This window comes from Bifidobacterium sp. (genome assembly GCF_022640935.1).
GTDB lineage: Bacteria > Actinomycetota > Actinomycetes > Actinomycetales > Bifidobacteriaceae > Bifidobacterium.
In genome coordinates this window covers 1-23,848 of the sequence record NZ_JALCCV010000021.1, presented here as the reverse complement: position 1 = coordinate 23,848, position 23,848 = coordinate 1, and the positions used below count along the sequence as shown (strand labels likewise).

Sequence of the window (23,848 nt, the reverse complement as noted above, 5' to 3'; positions counted from 1 at the left end):
AGAATAGGCAGCTGGGCGCGCAACCCCGGGACTGCCGCTCTCGGCTGAATGCGCATGTCATGCGAGCGCGCGAGGTACATTGCTGCTAACAAAAACAAAGCCAGGGCGAGCAAAGGGACCGGGTTGTTTTCGGTTCCGAAAGCCTTAGCGCAAAGGAGAGCATCATGACGAACAACACGCCGAATATCGAGATGTACGGCGCTGATTGGTGCGGGGATTGCCGCCGCGCGAAGGACGCGTTGAATCGTTTCGGCGTCGGCTTCGCCTGGCATGACATCGAGCATGAGGACGGCGCTGCGGACAAGGCCGTGGAGATCAGCGGCCAGAAGCACATTCCGGTCGTGCTGTTCAGCGACGGCTCCTTCCAGGTCGAGCCGTCGGCCAACGACCTCAAGGCCAAGCTCGAAGAACTCGGACAGCTCCCGCAGCAGCCACAGGCCGCCTGAGAAACGGTGCCGCAAATAGCCGAGATATAGCTTCGGGCGGCATGGAACCTGCCACAGACAAGCCCGATACCTGGTTTTGCACGGCAGGATATACGAATCTGCCCTGTCACGCCGTTTTTCGGGTTCCAATATGCTCTGCGGCAGTGCAGCACGCGGCGCCGGCTGCGGCATGCGGCGGATCGGAATCTGCCTAGCCGACCATTTGCACGCCGGAGCCAGGGCGATGCACCTCGACCGTGCAATCAGGAAGCCGGTTGCGCAGCTCGTCGGCGACGCGTTCGGCATCGGGCGCCGACGTCAGCACTTTGACGTTGGCGCCGGCGTCCATCGTGGACCACGCGTCGAAACCATGCGTCCGCATGTCCCGCACTGCGGCGAGGGCGGCAACGGTCTGCGGCAGCCAGTAGATGACACCCGGGCGCGCGGCCATCATCGCGGCGTGCATGCCCAGCGCGTTTGCCTCGGCCACTTCGCCGAGCGCGCGCAGATCGCCCTGCGACACGGCCGCGAGCGCGCCGCGCATATCGTCGTCGCTGGCCTGCACCCATGCGGGATACAGCGGCGACGTGCACATCGTCAGACGCATGGCCTCACGGCTGGACATCGGTTTCTCCCTGGCCGAGATCAGCACGACGATGATCGCCAGATCCAAAGGGTTTTCAACCGGTTCCGCATACGATGATCCGTCATCGTGGCCGGCGTTCCACTTGACCAAACCGCCATAGATCGAGCGGCAGGCCGAGCCGGAACCGCGGCGCGCGAGCCGAGACAGCTCCCGGTCGGGAAGTTCAAGTCCGGCGGCGCGGGAAGCCGCGGCGGCGAGCGCGGCGAAGGCCGAGGCGGAACTGGCCAATCCAGCGCCGAACGGCACGGTGTTGCGCGATGCCACGCGAGCCGGCAGCGCGATGCCTGCACGGTCACGGACCAGATCCAGGAACCTCGACACCCGCTGCAGTGACGTGCCACCCTGGAGCCGGCCATCGATGCTCAGCGTGTCCTGCAATACCGCCGATCCCGTTGCCGAATCGCCATCAGCAAGGAATTCGACGGTGGTTTGCGTCGTCAGGCCATCCAATGTGAGCGACAGGCTCGACGTAGTTGGGATCACCAACGATTCGTCGGCCTTGCCCCAGTATTTGATCAGCGCGATATTCGCGTGGGCACGCGCGGTCGCCGAATAAGAACCCGGCATCTCAGCCTCTGCACGGCATATCGACGGCAGCCTCGGAATCGTCGTCGCCGACCTCCATATCCAGCTGATTCAGCGGGTGGATCCAGACGGCCGGGGCCCCGGCGGCAGTAAGCGAACGCCTGATGCGCCGTGCGGACAAACCATCGGGCGCCAGCGCGATAATGCAGCCGCCCAGTCCGCCGCCAGTCAGTTTTGCACCCAATGCGCCGCCGGACCGGGCTGCCTGCACAAGGCGGTCCACAACCGGATGGCTCACGTGCAGCGCAGCCAGCAGACTGTGGGCGGCATCCATGCGCCGGCCGAGCGAATCCAATCCGCCCTGTTCGAGATCGTCAGCCGACTGCTGCGCCAGCGCGCCCAGGCTTTCGAGAATCGCCCCGACGCGCCGCCTGTCATGCTCGTACTGGCCGCGCACGCCCTCCACGGCTTCTTTGGTGCTCCCCACCACGCCTGAATCGGCGATGACCAGGTATGCGGGCAGGTTTACATCCACACGCTGCATGTCGCCGCGCACGAACAGCACCGGGTGCTCGCCGCTGGTGGTGGCGGCATCCAAGCCCGAAGGATGGCCATGGGTCACGATTTCCGCTTCATTAGTCAGCGACGCCAGCTGCTGGGCGTTCGCTTCGAGGCCGCAGGCATCGAGCACGGCACGGATGACGGCGCCCGAGGCTGCAGCGGACGATCCCAAGCCGCGCCCGGCGGGAAAATCGGAACGGGTGATGATGTCGAAGCTGTATTCGGGGCACCCGGCGAAATCCTTGGCGACCTGGATGGCCCGGAGCAATCCGGCGAACTGCACCGGAGCCTGCTCGAGCGGCCCGTAATACCCCAGCGCACGCAAGCTACTCTGGCCGCCGCAGCCGGTAGAAGACGCCCACGCATGCATTTTAAGCGTCTCCAGCGGCACTGCGACCGCCGGGTAGCCATAGACCACGGAATGATCGCCCATCAGAATGGTTTTGGCCCACGTTTCGCCGTATCCCTGGCGCGGTTCGCTGCCGTGCCTGCGCTGCATTTGTGTTATCGCCAAAACTAGACCTGCCGCTCTCTTTCGTTTCATTCCTATACGGATTCTAATTGAGGTTATCTGTCGCACGTGTGCCGGGGCGTAGAGATAGTGCGCAGATTAGTAAAGATCCTTGGCATCTCGCTCCCGCCCGACCGCTTGCCGTCGCCTATACTGGGACGCATGAGTCTTAGCGTTACCGCCGTAGTCGTGTCCTACAATCGCGCAGGCCTCCTGCAGCAGTGCCTGGACGGGATCGCCGGGCTGACCCGCCAGCCGGACCGCGTCATCGTGATCGACAACGCCAGCACCGATGACGCTGTCGCCGTGGCGAGGCGGCATGCGCTGCACCCTGAAATCACCGTGCTCAGCCGCAATGTCGGCGGCGCGGGCGGCTTCTGCGCCGGGATCGCGCGCGCGTTGGACAGCGTTGCGCCCGGCACGGCGAATCGGCGCAACGCCGGCGACGGGCATTTCATCTGGCTTATGGACGACGATACCGTTCCCACGCCGATGGCGCTGGAGGCGCTGCTTGCGGCGGCGAACGAGGCCCGCGCGCTCAACGGCGTCTGGCCTGCGGCGCTGGGCTCGCGGGCGTTGTGGATCGACGGCCGCGAGCACTTGATGAACAAGCCCCGGCCGCGCACTTGGCGCGCGTTGGGCGCGCGCGAATTGCGGCAATCGGCTGGGGCGTTCCAGGTCCGTTCGTTGTCATTCGTCTCGTGCCTGATCAATGCGCGCATGATAGCCTCCGCCCGCGTCCTGCCGCGCGCTGCGTACTTCCTGTGGAATGACGATTACGAATACACCACGAAACTGCTCAAAAATGCGACCGGCTACTACGTGCCCGCCAGCCGGGTCGTGCACAAAACCAAAGTCTTCGGCTCCAGCGACGCCGACCCGGGCGAGCGTTTCTTCTTCGAAGTGCGCAACAAGCTGTGGATCCTGCGCTTTTCGCGCCGCAATTTCACTGCGGCCGAGTATGCGGAGCTCGTGCTCAAAACCCTGCGCCGCTGGGTGCTGACCGGCTGGCGGTCGAAGAACCGGCCGCTCATCGTCGACTGCTTGAAACGCGGTCTGCGAGAAGGGTTTGCAGGGCGGCCTGCGGACAATGCGGAACTCTTGGCCGGCAATCCCGACGTCGTCGCGGCGGTCAACGCCGTGGAATCAGGAGCTTCGGAATCAGGAGCCGTCAAAATCGGCTGAAGCCCATCGGCCAAAACGCCCTTCGGCCATGGTCGGGATCTTGCGAATATTGGTTAACGCCGGCGGCCACGTGGCAAGCTCCACGCCCATCACCTTGTGTTCCGCAGCGCGGTCAGCGCATGATACCCGAACCTGCGCAATCCGGTCGGCAGCAGCCGATATAGCGCCCGGATGCCGACATTGCGCGCATATTGAAAACCGGTGGTGAACCCATCCGCGCGGAATCGACGCTGCAGCGCCAGTTCGTCGCGGAACATCGCCCAGCCGCCGCGGCGCTGATAGGCGCCCGCATCGACGCGGTACAGCACAAGCGGCTCAGGGACGTTGCGTAGCCGCGCACCGGCGAGAATCAGGCGCTCCCACAGCAGATAGTCCTCATAGCGCCCGCCATGCTCAGGGTAGCCGCCGACGCCTTGCACCACGGATTTGCGGAAGGCCACGCTCGGATGATGCAGCGGCGAGCGTGCGCGGGCGAAGTCGAGCAGCGCTTTGCCTCCCGCAGGCAGTGTGCGCACCTGCCCAAGGCGGTGTTCGTCGCCGCTGAATTCGCGGATCGCGCTGCCGACGACGTCGCACCTGCCGGCACGCCGCACGCCGCGCGGGTCTTGACGCTCGCCGCGCACGTCTTTATGCGAAACCTCATGCGCATCATCAAGCAGCGGGATGATCGTAGCGAAACGCTGCGGCAGCGCGATGTCATCGCTGTCTGCCCGAGCGACCAGATCATACGAGCAGCGCCGCAAGCCCTGATTGAGCGCATGCGCCAGCCCGGAATTCCGCTTCAGCTCGATCACTGTGACCTCGGGCGAATCGGCGCCTCCGGCAGGATTCCCTTCCCCGGAAGCATCTGCGTTCCCGGGAGCGGGCTCATTCCCGAACCGATCAGCCTGCGCGAACCGCCCCGCCAGCCACGAGCTCAGCCCGTCTAAAAATCTTTGCATCGCTTCGGGTACCGGACCATCGCGCACGACGACCAGCTGAGCCGGGACACGCGTCTGCTCCAGCGTGTTGGACAGCACCGCGCGGCGCACAAAATCCACCCGGTCCCCGGCATACACGGCCATCAGCACCGCGAACGGCGGCGCCGGTTCGGCTGCGCACGGCCGCCCGACCACATGGCCATCATCCACCTGTGCCGCCTTCCGCCCGTGCCGATTCCCGCGGCATGGATCATGGATCACTCAGCTGATCAAATATATCGCCGCCTTATCGCAGATCATTCTATCGCAGAAGACTCAGATCCGGCTCGCGACCCCGGTTGTGCTGAGCCGTTAAACGTAAAGCCCAGTGGGCTTTACGCAGGCGAGTGAGGCTCCTGCGCTACGGAGCCGAAGGGCAGCGTCGCAGACTCTGTCAGTTGGGAAAAACAGAACGTCGGGAATTCGCCATTCTTGTTCCGATGAATACGCCGCGCAGTGAAAAATACGGCACAGGGCGCGGCTCAAGGCCACACCATACGCACGGCTCCATATAATGAAGACCATGCATACCATGACTCAGCCTGGCACAACGACGGGCGCAACAACGAAGACGCAGAATTGGGAAGCCGTCAACCGCGTCGTGTTCCCGCTGAGCGACCAGGATCTGGTGCTCCCCCTCTACGCCATCGAATGGACGCGGCCGCATCTCACCGACGACGTGTTCGATGTCCGCCTCGACATGGAGAAGCTGCCGTTCGACGCCATGAACAACAAAGCCGCGCGGAAGCTGCTCAATGAAAGCCTCGAACATCACGCCGACACGGTGGGCAACAACCTGTTCACCGTCGATGCGCGCCATGCGATGACGGTGCATGCCGGAAAGCATGTGTCGCTCTGCACGTTTTTCAACGCGTTTCCGGCCAGCTATTGGAAACGCTGGACGAACGTCAGCGCTGTGCGGTTCAGCGCCAAGGTGCAGGGCAAAGGCGAAATCATATTGTACAAATCCTCGGGCCGCGGGCTCTTCTCCGCGCTCGATACCATCAGCATTGACACGGTGTCCGGCGATGCGATGGGCGGCGACGCGATAACCGATGACACCTCGCCTGCCGACACCGCGACAAAAGAAAAACACGGCCATGGCGCTCCGGGCGATGCCGGCTTCGAATCCATCGAAGTCGTGCTCCCCATGACCGGTCTGATCGACGGCGGGTATTTCTGGTTCGACGCCAAAGCCGCCAACGACTCGGCGTTCCGCATCGAGGACGCGCAGTGGTCGGTGCCGAACGGCGAGAAGTCCGTCGCTCCCACCACCCTGTCGATCGCCATCACCACCTTCAACCGAGCCCAGTACTGCCTGCGCCAGCTGCGCACCATCGCGCACGAGACGGCCCTGATCAAACGCCTCGACACCATCTACTGCACCGACCAAGGCACTGACCTGGTGCGCGACCAGCCTGGTTTCGCGCAGACCGCGAAGGAGCTCGGCAGCCGGCTGACGTATTTGCGCCAGTCCAATATGGGCGGCTCGGCCGGCTTCTCGCGCGGCATGTACGAAACGCTCAAGGCCGGCACGAGCTCGTATACGCTGCTGCTGGACGACGATGCGATCAGCGAGCCGGAGGCGATCCTGCGCGCGCTGCAGTTCGCCGACTACACGAAACACCCTACGATCGTGGGTGGCGGGATGCTCAACCTCGACAATCGAACCGTGCTCTACACGCAAGGCGAACGATACATTCCTACTGCCGTATGGATGAAACCATCGCAGGGGCTGCACTACAACCATGATTTCGCGCGCTTCCCGCTGCGCGATTCGCCCGAACTCCACCGGCGCGCCGACACCGACTGCAACGCCTGGTGGATGTGCCTCGTCCCCACGGCAATCATGAGGGAGATCGGGCTCGCCATGCCCTTCTTCATCAAATTCGACGACATCGATTACGCCCTGCGCGCGGCCGAACACGGCTACCCCTCGGTGAGCCTGCCCGGGGTGGCCGTCTGGCATCAGGCGTGGCACGACAAAAACCCGACCAGAACATGGGAAGAGTATTTCCTGCAACGCAACCGGTGGATCTGCGCATTATTGCACAGCCCGAAACCCGATGCGCATTTCGCGTATGAAATGCTGTACACCGACGTCAACGTCGGCCTGAGACTGGTGTACTCCGCCCTGACGCTGCAGCACATGGGCCTGCGAGACATCCTGCGCGGGCCTCAATACATCCTCGACTCCATGCCGGGCAAGATGGCGGAGGTGCAGCAGGCGCGGCGGGGGTTCGCCGATACCACGCTGGTCGCAGACCTCGACGAGCTTCCCGCGCCGGCGCGGGAATTCACGATGCGCGTCACCCCGGCCACGCCCAAAGCGGTCAGGAACAGCGGCCTCAAAGCCATCGCCCGCGGGCTGCTGTCACGCGGCGACGGCACGAAAGACGAGCGGCCGGAAGTCGCGATTCCCGCTGATCAGGCCATATGGAAGTCGTTCGTCGGCGTCAATTCCGCGCTCGTCACCTCCCCCGACGGGAACACGGCGGCATGGTGCAGGCGGGACAGCAAGCTCTTCAGAAAGCAGATCCGCGAAGGGCTGCGCATCTCGCGCGCGCTGATGAAACGTTGGGAGCGCCTGTCCGAAGAGTACCGCGCATCAGACATCTGCAGCGTCGAGGCCTGGGGCAAGGTGTTCAAGGAGCAGGGCATCGACGAGTAACGCCAGCGGGAGTTGGCTCACACTTGTTCCATAGGAATCACAACGTGTGAGCCATCTGCGGAATCACTTCGATAGGATCGGGTGAATGCGCTTGTCGTAGGCGACCAAGGCGCTGTTGATGACCTGGTGCATGTCGTAATACGCGTATGTGCCGAGCCTGCCGCCGAACAGGACGCCCGGCTCCTTGTCCTCCAGCTGCTTGTACTGCTGGTACAGGGAGCGATCGTCCTGCGTATTGACCGGGTAATACGGCTCGTCGTCGCGGCCGGCCGAACGGCTGTATTCGCGCCACACGACCGTCTTGTTGGGGTTCTGCCTGTCGCGGCGCTCGGGATTGAAGTTCTTGAACTCGATCGCGCGCGTGAACTTCACGTCCGCGTCCGGGTAGTTCATGACCGGGCAGCCATAGTGGTCGCCCTCGTCGTAACGGACCTCTTCGAAGTCCACCGTGCGCCATTTGAGCTCCCCGAGCGCATAGTCGAAGTAGCGGTCGACCGGGCCCGTATAGATGATCGGCACCGTGCCTACGAGCGCGGCCTTGTTCAGCGGCTGGCTCTCGTCGAAGAAGTCGACGCCCAAAGTCACATGGATCTTCGGATCGTCGATCATGCGCTCCATCCACGCCGTGTAGCCGTCGGTCGGCAGGCCTTCGTAAGTGTCCTTGAAGTAACGGTTGTCGTAGTTGAAACGCACCGGCAGTCGGTTGATGATGCTGGCCGGCAGATCCGCCGGATCAGTCTGCCACTGCTTGCCCGTGTAGTACTTGAAGAATGCCTCGTAGAGCGGCCGGCCCACCAGTTGGATGCCCTTGTCGTTGAGGTTCTTCGCCTCCGTGCCTGCAAGCTCCCCTGCCTGCTGCGCGACAAGCGCCTGCGCCTCGGCCGGCGTGTAGTGCGCATGGAAGAACTGGTTGATCGTGCCCAGATTCACCGGCAGCGGATATACCTCGCCGGCATGCGTCGAGTACACGCGGTGCACGTAATTCGTGAATGAGGTGAAGCGATTCACATATTCCCACACCCGTTCATTGGATGTATGGAACAGATGCGCGCCGTATTGGTGGATCTCCGCGCCGGTCTCCTCGTCCATGCGCGAGTAGGCGTTGCCGCCGATATGCGGGCGCACATCGATGATCTCCACGCGCGCCCCTGCGCGTTCGGCCGCCTGCTGCGCCACCGTCAGCCCGAACAACCCGGCGCCAACCACCACCAGATCGGGCTTCGTGCCCTCGCCATTCGCCATGTCAACCTCTTTCTTCATTTGATTTGCCTGTTGTCGTGTTGCATTGCCGCGCTGCGGCTTGTGTTGCGATGCGGCTCCGCGCGCCTGACTAGCCCGCCGTGGAGGGAACCTTCTCCACCAGCGCATCGTCAGACGACATTATGGTAAGAGCACGGTCGTTGAGCAATGCGTAGTCGCGGTTCCTGGCGTTGCGGATCGCGAAGCTGCAGGAATTCTCATCCAGCGCGACGCCTACGGCATCGGTGGCGTTCGGATTGCCCGGAGTCGGCGTGCGCAGAGACGTGATCAGCCTGAATTCGCCGTTGTTGAACGCTTCGAGCGGCAGACTGAAACGGACCGTGTGATGGCCATGCTGCTTCACCTTGAAATCCTTGGAACCAGTGTCATACGTGACCCCGCCGCGGCGCGTGTCATGCAGCGCGATGGCCAGATAAAAATCGCCCGGCTGGTCATACTGGTACTCGACGTCGAAGACGAACGGCTCCTCGCCGGAGCACACCTGTGGGGACACCGCGACCGTGCGCAGCACCGGACACCGTTCGTTCAAACCGTTCGGGTAGCCGCCACGAGACTCCTGTCGCTGCCTTTCCGCCGCCTGCTGCGCGGCCAGATTCGCCAGCGTATACTGCTGCGACACGGTTTCCGGGTCGCCCACCGCCTCGACCACGCCGTCGGAGATCATCATCGCGCGCGAACAGTATTTCTTCACGGAATTCATGTCATGCGTGACGAGGATGACCGTCTTGGTCGGGTCCTTTTTGATTTCGGTGAAGAAATCGTCGCATTTTCGTTGGAATGCCTCGTCTCCCACGGCGAGCACCTCGTCCAGCACGAGGATGTCGCCCTGCGCCTTGATGGCCACCGAAAACGCGAGCCGCACCTGCATGCCTGAGGAGTAGTTCTTCAGCTTCTGATCCATGAAATCCTGCAGCTCGGCGAAATCCACGATGTCGTCGTACATGTCGTCGACCTGCTCGTGGGTGAACCCGAGCAACGCGCCGTTGAGATAGACGTTCTCGCGTCCGGTCAGCTCGGGGTTGAAGCCTACTCCCAGTTCGATGAAGGGCACGAGTTTGCCGGCGACGCTGATGCGGCCGGTTTCCGGGTAGTAGATCCGCGAAATCAGCTTCAGCAAGGTCGATTTGCCCCCGCCATTGCGTCCCACGATGCCGAAGAACTCGCCTTGATGCACCTCGAAGCTGATGTCTTTGAGCACGTCGAGCTTACGGAAGCCCTTGATGCCCTTGGTCCAGTTGATCACGGCCTGTTTCAGGCCCGTCGCCTGCTCCGTGGGCAGCCTGAAGGATTTCGACACATGATCGACCGAAAGAACAATCGGCATCTGCCTGACATCGGGCAGAGCCGAAGAGCGATCCTCATTGGGATACCGCAGTTTCCGGGCATTCTCCAAATCCTGCGCATATGGCGTGTCGCTCGAGCCCATCATCACATCACCTCCGCGAATTTGCGGCTGTTGCGCCTGAACAACGCGATGCTCAGCCACAGCAGCACGGCCGTGATCGCCAGCGGAATGAGCATGACGCCCCAACTGTCGAATTGGTTCCATATCGTCGGCTGGGTGTCCGGAGCGATGAAATTATGCCGGATATCCTGGATGATCTGCGCGAAGGGATTGAGCAGCTCCAGCCGAGCAAGGGTAGCGAGCGTGCCGCCGCGATCGGTGACGTACTTCAGCGGGTAGATGATCGGCATGGCGTAGAAGATCAACTGCTGCAGGACTTCCCAGATCTGCGCGATGTCGCGGAAATACACGTACATCGTCGCCATGAGCAGCGTCAACGCCAGTGTGACCGCATACAATTCGGCGATGTTCAGCGGCAGCCACAGCACACGCCACGTGAAGCTGACGCGCGATATGAGAGCGAACGCCAGCACGACCAGAAGATTGATGGCGAAGCTGATCAGCGCGCCGACGGTCGCCGAAACCACGACGATATAGTTCGGGAAATGGATCTTGCGCAGCAGATCGCCCCGGTCGACCACCGAGCGCAGGCCCACGTTCGTGGATTCCGTCACGAACTGCCACGAGCTGATGCCCAGCAGCAGCACGACAGGGTAGGTCGATGTGCCGTCGGACATGCGCAGGAACTTGGCGAACACGAGGTACATGACGCAGAACAGCATCAGCGGCTTGAGCACCGACCACGCGACGCCGAGGAAGGATCCTTGGTAACGCAGCTTGAAATCGGTTTTCACTAGGCCGCGCAGCACGGTCCAAGCGTAGCCGTAGCGCGCCTTGATCCTCTTTACCAGTTGGTTCACGGTTTGCAATCCTATCAGTGGGCTGACCCGGGCGGCAACGCGGTGCGAAAGCTGCCGAACTTCGGCACACCCCTTTCGCCAGCCGCCGCGCGCCAGGTTGAGTCCGACTTCGGGCCCAGCCCCGGACCCGGTTCCGGAGCCGGGGGGCTCAATCCATCTTCAGGTAGCGTTTCCAGTATCCGACGGAGGTGAGCGTGGGACGGGCAGCGACGTACTCCGCCTTGAGACGATCGATATTCGCCTTATAATATCGCAGATCGCGCTGATAGCGCTTCATGATCTGCTTGTATCGATCCGGGTCCTTGGCGCGGATGGTGCCCGTGCGATGGTACCAGTCCATGACCACGAGCTTCTTCTTGCCGCGGATGACCCCGGCCGGATACAGCCACCCCTGCATCGGGATCACGGCGTATCCCTCGCCCTCGCTCTTGACATAGCGCTGGCCGTTGTTCGTGATCAGGTCGACGACGCGCTGCGGGATCGTGCGGGGCTTGTTGCCGTCGATGAGCTGGCGGTCGACCTTGTGCACGTCGAAGCCTGCGAGATCGGGATCCGCATCGGCCTGCCGCTGCAACGCATCAAAATCGACCAGCTGCTCTTTGCTGCGGTTGGCGGCCATGAATGTCTTCTCCGCCACACCGGGCGCGCTGATGAACTCCGGGCCCTTGAGGAAGTCCTCGAAGGCGTCGAGGCACAGCTCTGCGTTCTCGTAGCCGAACTTCTTGAGCTCGAGGCGCACATTGTTCTTCAGCTCGTGCATGAAGTCCGAGCCGGGCGCCATATCGCACACCGCTTGGGCGATCATGGTGTTCCTGGTCGTCTGGTAACGCTCCACGGCGGCGTTGTAACGCTCGAAGAAGGACAGGTGCCAGATGCACAGGCCGTTCATCGTGATGAAACGCGTCTTGCAGCGGATGCCGTATTCCGCGTCGTCGCAACGCACGAAGACGGGCAGCGGCAGCCCGTTGCGCCTGATCACCGAAATCGGGATGCAGCAGTACCACCAAGCGGCATACATGTTCTCGCGCATGGTCCGCGTAGGAACGAAGGTCTCGTTGTAGACGAGATCCTCGAATTTCGTCACGCGCAGCGGCGGCTTGCACGCCGAGAAAGTGCCCTGGGGCGTCATGTAGCCGATGTCTTCCCACTGGTCCTCGGCTATTTCGTAATTGAGCATCGCGCCGCTGATCATCGACTCGCTGTAGTCGTCGTTGAGCAGGCGCAGCAGGTTGTATGTCCGCTTGATGCTTTCGGGAGACACTGCCACGTCGTCGTCCATGAGCAGGACGTTCGTCGCCTGCGGGCTTTGCTCCATCGCGGTCAGCATGCCGCGCGTGAAGCCGCCTGCCCCGCCGACGTTCTCGTTGGGGATCACCCGCACGCCGTCGCCGCTCAGGCCCTGTGCGTCCAACGTGCGGCCGTTGTCGATGACGACCATATGGAAGTGCCTGGCGATCTCATCCCCGGATTCGAGGATATGTTGCCTGACCTGCTGCACATTGTTGATGATGTAGCTTTCCTTCTTGAACGTCGTGGTCGAGAGCATCAGCTCGACATCGCGCAATTCGCCGTCATATTGGACGCCGTAATAGCTGTTGCGGATCTCGACCCGGCCCTGCGTGGCGATAGAGAAGCCGACGATCACCATGCCGCTCTCGACCCTGATAGGCAGATCGGCACTCTGCCATGCCTCGCTCGCCGGCATCTGCCGCACGGTCCCTTCGACAGCAATCGAATGCGCGGCGAAGGCGTCGCCCATCGTCTGCTGGACTTCGCACGCCGCGCCGCGCAGCTCCAGGTGCAGGGAGAAGCCCGTGGCGATCGTGTATGTGAGCAGCTTGGCGACCGACAGCGCGTTGAAGTACGTGGTGAAGTCGAAGACACCGGAGCGCAGCATGGTCCAGTTCCCGGTCTCGTCGTCGAGAACAACCGGCTGGTCGGCCTTGCAGTACATGCCTGGGTAGGCGATTGCTCTGGGATTGTTTTCCAACATGATGTTGGCGAATTTCATGCTTGGCATGCCTGGCTACCTCGTGTCTGATGCGTCTTGTGTCTGATGCGTTGCCTCTGCTGTTATAGTAATGGCCGCTGCGCCAAAACGCGACCGCCACCGCGGATTTCCACCAACCCTGACCGGATTCGCGCTGCGCGGCCTGTGCGCGATTCCTGCGCCGTCCACGCCCAAGCCTTTCGCGATATTCCGCTATCCGTGGTATCCTCTACAAGTTGCGTGCTGACAACCATACGGCAGTCGGCGGGCACCCGGAGAATTCGCCTAGTGGTCTATGGCGCACGCTTGGAAAGCGTGTTGGTGTAACAGCCTCACGAGTTCGAATCTCGTATTCTCCGCCAGCTGGGAACCCGTTGATCTTCAACGGGTTCCGATGACTCTGGGTTGTCTCGGCGATCACGCTGCCCCCTTCTTCAGGTTTAGCCGGCAAACCCATCAAGAGGCCAATCCCGCTGCCTTCAGTTCATTCTGCAATCGTCCGGGCATCACCCACAACTGGTAGCCGATGGAGCTTTCGTCACCGACTTGCAGCGCGTCTGCCGATGCCGAAGCGGGAAAATCATGGCAGCCGATGACCAGTTCGGTATCGATTGCACCGTATGAATCGACGAGCGTGAGATCCGACTGGAACCAGAATGCGAAAACATTCTGCGCCCACGCCGAGTTCCCCGGATTCGTTCGGCAACGGGTGTCAAATGACAATGCCGAGACATGATATCGGGCGGATATTTCCTTCATCGTGAACACCACTGGAGGCACGCCGCCATCCTTGCGCTGGAATGCCTCCACTGCGGGGTGCGAGAGGATGGCACCGGCGCAGCAGGCGGCCGCAAGCACGACGGCCATCAGCGCCCTGTGCCGGCGCGCGACAAGCATGAGGAGCCAGAAAGCGATCGAGGTCAGCGAGGCAAACAGCCAGAACCGGGTGTTATTCGCGAAAGTCGGTGTCAGCCAGCTCCACGTGCTGTATTGGGCGGGTGGCCCGTTCAGCAGCCATCCAGGTGTCTGCGCTTGGGGGAATGGGAGCTCGCTGCTCCACGGGAGAATGCCCGGGGCATGCGCAGGGGTGAGCACGCCCCATGTCGCAGCGCGTGGAGCGACCCAAAAAACAGTCGGCACGACAATCAGCAGGCCGATGCCGATAAGCGAAAGCAAATGCGAGGTTTGCAGTCCTTTGATGATCATCGCCAGCCCGACCGCCACGACCAGAGCGGCGAAGGGATCGATATAACGCCCGTAGATCCAGGCATCAAGACGCCCGCGACCGGGGGCGAACAGCAGGTTATGAGCGGACCAGGAAAGCACGGAAAGCACCACTTGTGCGCCGAACACACCCAATACCCATGTCTCCGGGCCGAATGCCTTCTCTCGCCTCCAGTGCCGGACCAAGGTGACGAGCAGAGCCACGGAGCCGAGAATGACAATGCCCAAGCTGGAAACCACCTGATACCAGAGCTCCCCGAGCATCGCATTAGCGATGATGCCCGGGGCGGAATGCAAATTCTTGAGTACGCCAGTTCCTTGGTTAAATCCTTTGGCCAACAGCATGGTGTTCATCCGCATCGCAAGACGGTACCCGGCCATGGCAAACAGGCCGGTCGCGGCGATCCCGATTGCAGCTACCCGCCAATTGCGCCTTATCAGGAACACCAGCCAGAGTAGCGTGACCGGCAGCACGACAATAGCCCGGGTATGCGTGAATACCGTGAGCGCGGTCATGAGCGCGAGAACCATCATGCGCCCATATGTTGTTTTCTCCCATAGTCTATATGCCGCCACGGCCGCACAGGCCAGGACAAACATCAGGAACTTCTCGCTCAGCGCATAGGCCGCCTGCACAGTGCGGGACGGCATGCACATCACCAAGCCCGCCGCAAGAACAGATTGCGAGGCGGAAAGCTGGAAACGCCGGGCCAAACGGGCAAGCGGCCAGATGGTCAGCAGCGCAACGACAACCCCCAGCCAAATGGCGATGCGATAAAACATGCCAGGATCCGCAGTGACCCACCAGATAGGCGCAAGCGCAAACGACCACGAAGGAAAATATCCCGCACCCGTCACCGGAATGGACATCCCGGTTCCGGACAGGTACTTGGCATATTGCAGAAGCGTGATCTCGTCATATGGGAACGACGGGGCCACAGCGGTCAATGCCATATACCCGTGCAGGACAGCAGCCAAGACAACGGCCGCCACTGCGAGCACTCGCCACCGCGCCCTCATGAGACGTTCAAGAGTCGAAGACCGGGCAGCCGTTTGACGCCTGTGCCTTACCGGAACCGACGACGCGGCTGCACTGCCGAATAAACCTTCTGTCATGGAACTAACCTCAAGCCTTCCGAAGCGTGCAAACAAAACGACTGGTCAAACTCGCAGCGTACCTCTTGCCTTGAGGCCGCCGATCGTTCGTTGGGGCAACACACCTACCATAGTGCACTATGGTGTACCGCATGGCGTGCCACGAGGGGCGGGACACGGTACTGCATATGCCCAGTGGCACGACGCCGAACGAAGGAAACCAGACGAAAGCCAGCGCTCAGTCGTCGTTCTGGATGATGAATCTGTTGTCCGCCACGTTCTTCAGATGCCTGCCGTACGGTGATTTCTCGTATTGGGCGGCGGCCTGCAGCAGCTGATCGCGACCGATCCACCCGTTTTCATAGGCGATCTCCTCGACGACCGCGATAGGCAGGCCTTGGGCCTGCTGCACCGTGCGCACGAATTCTCCCGCCTCGTAGAGGCTGTCCATCGTTCCCGTGTCCAGCCAGGCATAACCTCGGCCCAGCGTGGTCACGTTGAGGCTGCCGTCCTCGAGATACATGCGGTTGAGATCGGTGATTTCAAGCTCGCCCCTGGCCGATGGCCTGACCTGCTTGGCAAATTCGCACACCCTCGAATCATAGAAGTATAACCCCGTCACCGCGTAATTCGACGACGGGTGCGCTGGTTTCTCGGCAAGGCTGATAACTTTCCAATTCTTATCGAATTCGACGACGCCGTACCGCTCGGGATCATCGACGTAATAGCCGAACACCGTAGCGCCGTGCTCCGAACGGGCCGCTCGTTTCAGCGTGTTTCCCAATCCGTTGCCGTAGAAAATGTTGTCTCCAAGCACCAGGGCGCACGCTTCTCCAGCGATGAATTCCTCGCCAAGGACAAACGCCTGCGCCAGCCCGTCTGGGGCGAGCTGGGCCTGGTACGAGAAATGGACACCATATTGCGCCCCGCTGCCTAGCAACCGTTTGAAATTCGGCAGATCGACCGGCGTGGAGATAATGAGGATATCCCGTATCCCCGCCATCATGAGCACGCTGAGCGGATAGTAGATCATGGGTTTGTCGTACACCGGGAGCAACTGCTTCGAGGTGACCATGGTCAGCGGGTACAGCCGCGTGCCCGAACCGCCTGCAAGGATGATGCCCTTCATGTGAGGATTTCTCCTTCGCCGCAGCAGCCGACGCGCAGCCAGCTACTATATTGTTAGTACGAAGTAATCCTATCCGTTGAACGAACTAGGTGCCAGCCCACATGCGTCTTTTCATACAAATTCCATGTCTCAACGAAGAGCAAACCCTACCGCTGGTGTTGGAGCACATGCCGAAAACCATTCCAGGCATCGACAGCGTGGAGCTGCTCATCATCGACGACGGTTGCTCCGACAACACCGTCGAAGTGGCTCGGAGGCTTGGCGTGCGGCATGTCGTGCGCCACGCCAAGCCCATGGGTCTGGCGCGCGCGTTCCGCGATGGCGTGGACTATGCGCTCAAGCACGGCGCTGACATCGTAGTGAACACCGACGGAGACAACCAATATCCGAGCGGAGCTATCGCCCAGCTCGTGCAGCCAATCGTCCGCCATGAGGCTGATATCGTGGTCGGCGACAGGCAGACCGGGAAAATCAGCGAGTTCAGCGCCTTCAAGAAGGCCATGCAGCATTTCGGTTCGTGGGTCGTCAACAAGGCCGCCGGCACGCATATCCCGGATGCGGCGAGCGGATTCCGCGCTTATTCGAAACGATCGCTGATCCAGCTCAATATCGTCACCGAATTCAGCTACTGCATGGAAACGATCATCCAGGCGGGCAACAAGCGCATCGCCATCGCCTCGTACGCGATCACGACGAACCCCAAAACCCGCGAATCCCGACTCTTCTCGAACATTTTCGAGCATATGGCCAAATCGGGCGGGGCGATCATCCGCAGCTTCCTGATGTTCAAATCCAATGTCATCTTCAAATGGGCGGCGCTGATTTTCGGCGTGCTTGGTCTGATTCCGATCATCCGTTTTCTGCTGTATGTCTTCCAAGGCGACGACTCAGGGCATGTGCAGTCGATGTTGCTCGGCGTCGCCCTGTTGATGATCGCCGCGGTCTGTTTCGCATTGCAGATCATCTCAGAGGTCCAACGTATCCAGCGACGACTTGTGGAAGACGAGCTCGAGCGCGTCAAAGAAATTCAATATTCTGCGCCGTACCAAGCTATGTGGGCCGAACAGGACGAGTGGGGCAACCAGAGCGCCGCGTTCGCTGACAACGAGAAAACAACTTGTTCGATGAAAGACAGCGCGACGGATTAGGCGGTTCCACACTGCCCAATGAGGCCGGCCCGTCGCCGCCTAGGCATGTCAGGAAATCGAGATGTCAAATCAGAGCGTCGATCAACTCGTGGTATTCTTCGCCAATCTGCACAAAATCGAAGCGCCTGGCGAGCGCCACCGATCGTCGGGAAAGTCGTTCGAAACCGTCGTCTTCACAGGAGAGCACCTTTGTAATCACTGCGTGCAGCGCCTGGACATCCCCCGGCTTCGTGAGATACCCATTCTCGCCGTCCACCACCGCCTCGCCGATGCCTGCGATATCCGAGGCAACGATGGGCGCGCCTGACGCCATAGCTTCCAGAATCGCCACCGGCAGGCCGTCCTTGTCCCCGTCCGCCGCAACGACCGAAGGGGCCGCGAACACATCGCAGGATGCATACAGCGGTCGCAACTCATCTTTAGTTTTCGGGCCAAGAAACTCACAGTCGATATCAAGTCGGGCAGCCAGACCTTTCAAGGAATCCCGTTCCGGGCCATTGCCAACGATCAATAGCTTCGCATCGATGTCTTGCATCGCCTGCAACAGGTATCGAGCACCCTTCTTCTCCACCAACCGGGCAACGAACAAGACGATCGGCTTACCGTAATGCCGGCGCAACCCGTTGTCGCGATGTTCCGGACCAAAGAACCGCAGATCCACCCCCATCGGGATCACTTCGACGTCTTCAGCATGCCGGTACCGTGTCTGCAACACGGTTTTGAGGTCTTGCGACACTACGGAGATCGCTCCGGCGCCGTCGATGACGCGTTGTTTGAGCTGCTTGAATGGGAATTCATTCAATGACGTAACGTCACCGCCGAGCCCAGAGAGCATATAGGGTTTTTCCCCACGCAGAAAAGAGTGAGTCACACCTTGGGGAACAAACCAGTTGACGAGCGCGGCGTCGCAATGCTTCAGTTCTCGTCTGGTAGCGAAATACTGCGCTATGAAGAAGAATGGCACCAAGAGTCCGCGGGTTTTCTTCTCCTTGATTCTGGGCACTATTGCACCTGGATAAGCCAGCGTCTGCAGACGGGCCACCGGGAAGTACATGAACCGTTTCACGGTAATTCCCTCCATGCGCTCGATAGTTTTAGCGCCGGGCGCAGCCGGCACCAAAACCGTCACCTCGTAATAACGCTTGAGTTGCATGCACAGGTCATAGATGAATTGCGGTTCAGTGTCATTCTGCCAGCGCGGAAACGTCGATGCCGTGACTAGTAGCTTTCGTTTCACTGCTGCTGATCCTTAAAGTAGTCGTACGTTTTCCTGATCCCCTCGTCGAGTGGAATGAATCCCGGAAGCGTACTGATGCGACGGTATTTCTCGATGTTGAGCACAGAATACGGCACGTCGACAGTCCGGGCGGGATTGTGAGTGATCAGAACGGTTTCCGGCAGCACTCTGCCTATCGTTTCCACCACTTGGGCGACCGTGGTCCCGACACCGCATCCGATATTATAGATGGTGTCGGGCTCCCCAAATCGCATAACGTCCAAAATCGCATGAATCGCGTCTTGAATGTAAATGAAGTCTCGCATCACTGAACCATCGCCGAATATATGAACGGCCTCGTGATTGAGAGCCATATATACCAGTTTCGTAACCAGACCCAGTGGGCCTTTCGGATTTTGGCCCGGACCATATGGATTTGAGAGCCTGATGATCTGGTGGCGTGTGCCGCTCCCGTGGGTGATCTCCCGCAACGATGCCTCTATGAGGACCTTCTGCAGCCCGTATGTATTGATGGGATCAGGCAGATCAGATTCACGGTTTGGCTTCCGCGCCGACCCGCCATAGACAGCCCCGCCGCTTGAGAGGAAGACGATACAGCCCACGCCGCGGCGTACGCACGCTTCAAACAGTTCCACGGATGGGATAAGGTTGGCGTGGATTTCCTTCGACGCCGCCCGCGCACTGCCCGGAACAGAAGTGCTCACAAGATGAACCACCAGATCCGCACCTGTGACGAGGTCATCAAAGCGATTATCCTTGAACGCGCCTTGCACATATCGTATAGCACCATTGGAACCGAGCGCAGATGGGTGGGAACGGTCAAAGACGGTGATGCGATTCTCAGGGTCTTCCCGGAGCTTTTCGGACAGATGTCTGCCGATAAAGCCGCAGCCCCCTACAATGACAATATTCACCTCGTTACTCCTCTACAATTTGTCGTATCGCGCGGTTATCGGATTCATGCCGTTGACTCATGCGATTTTCCTATGCTCTGCTGGAGAAAGCCGCTCATACGCGATCGAGATGAAGAACGCCAAAATATCGGCTATCGTAGCAATAACACGTATGGCAACCATGGCGACGGCAATGGCCGGCGAGCTCACTGAAGCGGGAACCACCGCGATCATAACAGCCTCTTTGATACCTATTCCAGCAGGTGCACCGGGGGTGATGAACCCGATGAGCCAGGAAAGCGTATACGCCGATATAAGGGTGAATGCGGGTCCGGGGCTGAACGGCTCGCCCAACAGCCAGTAGAATGTAAGCGCGAATAACACTCCCCCGGCAACGAGCGCCACGATATAGTAGCCGAGACACAGGCAGATTTTCCCTACTGTGCGCCTGGTAAAAAGGTACGAATATTGCACGATCTTCGACTTCGCCCACTCGCGCCTCATGTAGAGGGCGGCACCAGCACATATGAGGATGAGCGCTGCCATCGCCAACGCGACCCAGAAGAATCGGCTGCGCGAAAGCGTCGTCACAACATACGCTCGAAAAAACGCCAGTGATATACATAATGCCGAAAAGACATTCAGCAAAACGTCAGTGACCGTGGCGAAAGCGACTTGGATATGAGAGAGTCGATATCGCGCCGCAAGCTCGTTGCGACCAACATATTGGAACACGTTGCCGGGTATGTATTTCATAAGGTTAGATTTCAAATACACCGGCATCGTCTGAAAAAACGACACCTTTACATTCGAAATCGAAGACACCACTACCGTCCATGGGAAGCCGTTAGTCAGGACGATGACGGTTTGCAACACCGTGACCACTATGATTGGCAGTATCGCATCGGCCCGCAGCAGCATGGAATAATCGATATGCTGTGTTGTGAGTTTCCACACAACGAAACCGATGGCGACAACTGTGAGCGCGTTGCCGATGATCTTTATCCATTTGTTCATATCGTCGTGCACTCGCAGCCGGCAGCACCACGAAGGTCTCCGCAATAGTCCGCCTGCACTTCACGATCCGGCTCCATTAGCACCATCCTTCCAATGATTTGCGATACATCCGTCCGATTGCTCAGTCCTCGATAATCTCTAATCACCATACTATGCGAACGCAGCGAAACCGGTGCAGTAAACCAATGCATGCAAAAAACAATCCTCGTCGCTTCGAAATATCAGGGCTCTAGCGAGCCGCGTTTGCTGTCGGCGAATTCGCTGATCGACCACTTGCTCGAAATACACGGAGCTTGTCTGAAACCAGAAGATCTACGCGATAGACTGGTCGGCATGAAAGAGAATGCTGACACACGGGCGTCGATGATTGTCAATTTCGACTCCACCGAGCAGCTCAGACAATGGAAACTCATCGAGAACAGCGCACAGATCGGGCGCCAGCTGACCGAGGCACTATGGCTCAACGGTGAGAATCCTTGTGCCTGCGCGCGTATATTGAATACCCATCCGGAATTCGTTCGATATTTTTCAGGGATCCTGCGCACGGCCTACCTGTATTGCCCAAAAATCGTATTGACTGATGTACAGCTCTTTGATGGGTATTCTTCCTTCTTCTCGGCCCGGCTGCAGTCATCGATATTCTAGGCACTTCTTATAAGGATGAACCCGCCATTATCGTTTCAGGGCGTGAGAATAGTCTCGAAGATTCTCTTGTCGCCTGCATGTCCAAACGGATTAGCACACAGGACGAACCACTTAAACGCACCGTTTCCTCCTTTCGAAGCAGTGCTCTTGATATCTTCATTTCCGAGAAAATGTCATCTGAATTTACAGAACAATATTCGGAATCGTTCACTACAAGCCTGCAAAATGCCAACAGCACCTGCAGCAAGGCCGAGGTCATCGCTGAAGCCTACGCGACAATTCTTGGCATGCATGATCGCGTCGCAAACACGGGCAACGGAATGGACGAAGACGCCGGCCGCAGTGGGACAGACCATACATGCCTTTTGTTGGCGAGACGGTGGAACGAATGGTTCAACGCCGAAAAGCGCGGGCTGATCATTTACGAGAACCAGAACGATGCGTCAGCTCAAACGCATGTGTACAACGACAAATTCGACAAGAGGTTCAAACTGTATGCAGACCAGTACGGCGGTCTTCTCATAGACAAATACGCGGTATTACTGAAACAGAAACAGGGCAAAAGTTTCGATCAAGAAAAAATGCATCTGGCGGACGTTCGGCGCTCATTCATGAATCCGCGCCCTCGCTCCGAACGGCAGTAGACAGGTTATCAGCCATACCGAGGCGGTCATGCGCCTTTGAGTATATCGATAATGAAGTCGCGTTGGCTGACGATGGTTCCAAAAAACAACGAATCACTCGCGAAATATTACGTGACTGGTACCAGTTCATTTACCTGAAGACCATGGCGCACCATCTCGGCGTGTATCTCATGGCAGTGGACATTCCTAATAATTCATTCGCGCAAATCGCTGGCCGACACGCGGAAGACGCATCTATGACGCTTGCGGGTAAAATCACCGGCACGCTCGGAGAAATGCCTTTCACCCGTTTCGTCTCATTCCGATATGAGTGCCGTTCGGCAATCGCACGCTGGCAGGAATGCGGCCCTTCCACAGCGAAAAGGTTAAGGACGTTCCGCACGAAAACGATATCGTATTTGATTGAGCAGTCCCGAGCTGAACGTGACCTTGCAAACGATGCGAAGAACGTGCTGAAGGGAACGATAATTGCCTCAACGCTCGCCTTGGCATCAGCGCTGGTCGATACCTTCTGGTCCACCAGCAACACCCCAATCTGGCTTATTATCTGCGTAGCCTGGGGGCTTGCAGTCATACCGAATCTCATTGACGCCATGCAATGGATCGCCGGCGTGGAATCATCCAAACAAACAGTGGCTTTCGCCAACACATAGGCGAAGAACAACAGGAAGAGCGAAGCAATGTCCCAGTATGTACAAGAGACAAACGGCAACAGCCCATATGCGAAAGATTCCATGAGTCATCCGTCAAATGGCTCTTCAGATGTCCCGACACTGCACCCGCATAGTTTCATCATGCGAGACGATACACCTCCTCTGCGCGCGTTGCATAGCGAAACCGTATACCGAGAAAATGCTGGTGCCGATTTCACCGTTACGAAAGTCACGTTGAAAAATGTGCAAACTGGGGAACAATTCTCTGTTCACTATGTTTCGGTGAAGGATGGCCATGCGGGAGCAGTATGTGTTGCTGAACTTGCCGATAGCGGATGTCTGCTATTTGCCCGCCATTGGCGGCCAACGGTGCAAAGCTGGGCTTGGGAATTTCCTCGCGGCATGGGTGAAACGGGCGAAAGCGGGGCAACGACAGCCATACGGGAATTCCGTGAGGAAACAGGAATGAACGCCGTGGCTGATTCAAGCCGTATTCTGCAATACATTCATGCGGATACGGGAGTGCTCAAAGATTCTATTGCCGTAGTGTCGTTGGTCGTAGAAACCAGCGAAAACACGATAGGCGAGAATGCGGCCGTGCAGCGTGAGCATGATTGGGAACTCGCGCATATGCACTGGATCAAGATAGCCGACATCGAGACGATGATTGCACAGGGGATGTTCAACGATGCAATCACCTTAGCGGCATATGCCATTTGGAAAACCAACAAAAACCTGCGGTAAATGTCGCTCTCGGAAATTTACGGCGAACAGGTTTCAGCATATGTCGGAGAACGATTTGCATACCGAGCAGATATAACCCGCCCGCGAGGATCGCTGCTGGTTTTTATTTCCTAGGCGTATGCCCCTCACTGCCCTTGCCGCTCATACCGCGCCTCAGTGGCCGCCTTGGCCGGCTCCCACCAGGAACGATGCCGCGTGTACCACTCGATGGTCTGGCGCAGCCCGGTATCGAAATCAGTATGCTGAGGCCGCCAACCCAGCTCTGTGCGCAGCTTGGTCGAATCGATGGCGTACCGGCGGTCATGACCGGGGCGGTCCTTCACGTGGTCGAAATCGTCCGGGTCCTTGCCCATGACGCGCAGAATATCGCGCAGCACGGTGATGTTGTCGCGCTCGCCGTCGGCGCCGATCAGGTACGTCT

21 protein-coding genes and 1 tRNA gene are annotated in these 23,848 nt (G+C 59.4%); 9 read left to right on the top strand and 13 right to left on the bottom strand.

The features are described 5' to 3' along the window. Positions 1 to 164 precede the first annotated feature (164 nt). Complete coding sequence (locus LKG04_RS06210) at positions 165 to 446, top strand: mycoredoxin (RefSeq protein WP_291760895.1); 282 nt, start codon at positions 165 to 167, stop codon at positions 444 to 446. A gap of 190 nt (positions 447 to 636) precedes the next feature. Here LKG04_RS06210 and mvaD read toward each other — a convergent pair whose 3' ends face one another. Beyond that, a complete protein-coding gene (mvaD, locus tag LKG04_RS06205) occupies positions 637 to 1,638 on the bottom strand; it encodes a diphosphomevalonate decarboxylase (RefSeq protein WP_291760898.1) in 1,002 nt (333 codons plus the stop codon). Between the two features lies 1 nt (position 1,639). Continuing rightward, a complete protein-coding gene (gene mvk, locus LKG04_RS06200; protein ID WP_291760901.1) occupies positions 1,640 to 2,671 on the bottom strand; it encodes a mevalonate kinase in 1,032 nt (343 codons plus the stop codon). 159 nt (positions 2,672 to 2,830) lie between these two features. Between mvk and LKG04_RS06195 the strand changes: the two genes are divergently transcribed. Further along, entirely contained in the window at positions 2,831 to 3,853 is a 1,023-nt protein-coding gene (locus LKG04_RS06195) for a glycosyltransferase (RefSeq protein WP_291763412.1), read from the top strand. Positions 3,854 to 3,942: 89 nt separating this feature from the next. Here the strand turns inward: LKG04_RS06195 and LKG04_RS06190 are convergent, their stop codons facing one another. Then, on the bottom strand, positions 3,943 to 4,983 hold the full coding sequence (locus LKG04_RS06190) for a glycosyltransferase (protein WP_291760903.1): 1,041 nt from the start codon (positions 4,981 to 4,983) through the stop codon (positions 3,943 to 3,945). Between the two features lie 352 nt (positions 4,984 to 5,335). Between LKG04_RS06190 and LKG04_RS06185 the strand changes: the two genes are divergently transcribed. Next, positions 5,336 to 7,483, top strand: a complete 2,148-nt coding sequence (locus tag LKG04_RS06185; RefSeq protein ID WP_291760906.1) for a glycosyltransferase — start codon at positions 5,336 to 5,338, stop codon at positions 7,481 to 7,483. Between the two features lie 63 nt (positions 7,484 to 7,546). Here the strand turns inward: LKG04_RS06185 and glf are convergent, their stop codons facing one another. The 4 genes from glf to LKG04_RS06165 form a co-directional block, all read right to left on the bottom strand. Further along, complete coding sequence (gene glf / locus LKG04_RS06180) at positions 7,547 to 8,725, bottom strand: UDP-galactopyranose mutase (protein ID WP_291760908.1); 1,179 nt, start codon at positions 8,723 to 8,725, stop codon at positions 7,547 to 7,549. An 88-nt stretch (positions 8,726 to 8,813) separates the two neighbouring features. After that, a complete protein-coding gene (locus tag LKG04_RS06175) occupies positions 8,814 to 10,067 on the bottom strand; it encodes an ABC transporter ATP-binding protein (protein ID WP_291761059.1) in 1,254 nt (417 codons plus the stop codon). A 104-nt stretch (positions 10,068 to 10,171) separates the two neighbouring features. Continuing rightward, positions 10,172 to 11,008, bottom strand: a complete 837-nt coding sequence (locus tag LKG04_RS06170; RefSeq protein WP_291760910.1) for an ABC transporter permease — start codon at positions 11,006 to 11,008, stop codon at positions 10,172 to 10,174. A gap of 148 nt (positions 11,009 to 11,156) precedes the next feature. Next, the gene (locus LKG04_RS06165) at positions 11,157 to 13,028 is read right to left on the bottom strand and encodes a glycosyltransferase (protein WP_291760913.1); all 1,872 of its coding nucleotides are present in this window, start codon (positions 13,026 to 13,028) and stop codon (positions 11,157 to 11,159) included. Between the two features lie 244 nt (positions 13,029 to 13,272). Here LKG04_RS06165 and LKG04_RS06160 point away from each other — a divergent pair. Beyond that, positions 13,273 to 13,360: transfer RNA gene (locus LKG04_RS06160), tRNA-Ser, on the top strand. A gap of 94 nt (positions 13,361 to 13,454) precedes the next feature. On the opposite strand, the gene LKG04_RS06155 is transcribed toward LKG04_RS06160, so the two are convergent. After that, positions 13,455 to 15,176 (bottom strand): hypothetical protein, encoded by a 1,722-nt coding sequence (locus LKG04_RS06155; protein WP_291760915.1) that lies wholly within the window; start codon positions 15,174 to 15,176, stop codon positions 13,455 to 13,457. A 379-nt stretch (positions 15,177 to 15,555) separates the two neighbouring features. Continuing rightward, the gene (gene rfbA, locus LKG04_RS06150) at positions 15,556 to 16,446 is read right to left on the bottom strand and encodes a glucose-1-phosphate thymidylyltransferase RfbA (RefSeq protein WP_291760918.1); all 891 of its coding nucleotides are present in this window, start codon (positions 16,444 to 16,446) and stop codon (positions 15,556 to 15,558) included. A gap of 101 nt (positions 16,447 to 16,547) precedes the next feature. Between rfbA and LKG04_RS06145 the strand changes: the two genes are divergently transcribed. Next, positions 16,548 to 17,594 carry a glycosyltransferase family 2 protein gene (locus LKG04_RS06145; protein WP_291760921.1) on the top strand — a complete coding sequence of 349 codons (1,047 nt, stop codon included), beginning with the start codon at positions 16,548 to 16,550 and terminating at the stop codon, positions 17,592 to 17,594. Between the two features lie 64 nt (positions 17,595 to 17,658). Here LKG04_RS06145 and LKG04_RS06140 read toward each other — a convergent pair whose 3' ends face one another. From LKG04_RS06140 to LKG04_RS06130, 3 genes are read right to left on the bottom strand one after another with little or no spacing between them, the layout of a single operon-like run. Continuing rightward, a complete protein-coding gene (locus LKG04_RS06140; protein ID WP_291760923.1) occupies positions 17,659 to 18,831 on the bottom strand; it encodes a glycosyltransferase in 1,173 nt (390 codons plus the stop codon). Then, on the bottom strand, positions 18,828 to 19,745 hold the full coding sequence (locus LKG04_RS06135) for an NAD-dependent epimerase/dehydratase family protein (protein ID WP_291760924.1): 918 nt from the start codon (positions 19,743 to 19,745) through the stop codon (positions 18,828 to 18,830). The genes LKG04_RS06140 and LKG04_RS06135 overlap by 4 nt, the downstream gene beginning before the upstream one ends. A gap of 57 nt (positions 19,746 to 19,802) precedes the next feature. Further along, positions 19,803 to 20,753 carry a hypothetical protein gene (locus LKG04_RS06130; protein ID WP_291760926.1) on the bottom strand — a complete coding sequence of 317 codons (951 nt, stop codon included), beginning with the start codon at positions 20,751 to 20,753 and terminating at the stop codon, positions 19,803 to 19,805. Positions 20,754 to 20,930: 177 nt separating this feature from the next. Here LKG04_RS06130 and LKG04_RS06125 point away from each other — a divergent pair, with 177 nt between their 5' ends. The 4 genes from LKG04_RS06125 to LKG04_RS06110 all read left to right on the top strand — a co-directional run bounded on the left by LKG04_RS06125 (position 20,931) and on the right by LKG04_RS06110 (position 23,427). Continuing rightward, a complete protein-coding gene (locus LKG04_RS06125) occupies positions 20,931 to 21,386 on the top strand; it encodes a hypothetical protein (protein ID WP_291760927.1) in 456 nt (151 codons plus the stop codon). Positions 21,387 to 21,463: 77 nt separating this feature from the next. Beyond that, complete coding sequence (locus LKG04_RS06120; protein ID WP_291760929.1) at positions 21,464 to 22,030, top strand: hypothetical protein; 567 nt, start codon at positions 21,464 to 21,466, stop codon at positions 22,028 to 22,030. A gap of 62 nt (positions 22,031 to 22,092) precedes the next feature. Further along, entirely contained in the window at positions 22,093 to 22,683 is a 591-nt protein-coding gene (locus tag LKG04_RS06115; protein ID WP_291760932.1) for a hypothetical protein, read from the top strand. Between the two features lie 27 nt (positions 22,684 to 22,710). After that, positions 22,711 to 23,427: an NUDIX hydrolase gene (locus LKG04_RS06110; RefSeq protein ID WP_291760933.1), complete on the top strand. Its 717-nt coding sequence runs from the start codon at positions 22,711 to 22,713 to the stop codon at positions 23,425 to 23,427. Between the two features lie 125 nt (positions 23,428 to 23,552). On the opposite strand, the gene LKG04_RS06105 is transcribed toward LKG04_RS06110, so the two are convergent. Further along, positions 23,553 to 23,848 (bottom strand): GDP-mannose 4,6-dehydratase (locus tag LKG04_RS06105; protein ID WP_291763410.1); only part of this gene is annotated, 296 nt, incomplete at its 5' end.